1 rRNA gene is annotated in these 248 nt (G+C 51.6%); it reads right to left on the bottom strand.

What is annotated here, in order from left to right:
• A 16S ribosomal RNA gene (locus MRBLMU1_RS29600) occupies positions 1–93 on the bottom strand; the annotation flags it as partial.
• Positions 94–248: the final 155 nt, after the last annotated feature.

The raw sequence follows: 248 nt of genomic DNA, 5'->3' as shown, positions 1-248 counted from the left end.
TCGCCGCCAGGTTGCCCCGCGCTGCCGTTCGACTTGCATGTGTAAGGCATGCCGCCAGCGTTCAATCTGAGCCAGGATCAAACTCTTCAGTTTAATCTCTGTTTATTTGCTGCTTTCGCAGCACCGTCGTTGCCGACGGGTCGCTCACTCAAAATACTGACAGGCCACTACTTTCGTAGCGCCTATTTCATTACTTCTTGTGAACATTTGATATTTTAAGTATCGCGGAACCGAGGCTCCGCGTGCAC

Origin of the sequence: Burkholderia sp. LMU1-1-1.1 (genome assembly GCF_040675865.1) — a bacterium.
Taxonomy (GTDB): Bacteria; Pseudomonadota; Gammaproteobacteria; order Burkholderiales; family Burkholderiaceae_D; genus Rugamonas.
The sequence above is the reverse complement of the archived record's forward strand: the minus strand, read 5'-3'. Positions and strand labels throughout refer to the sequence as shown.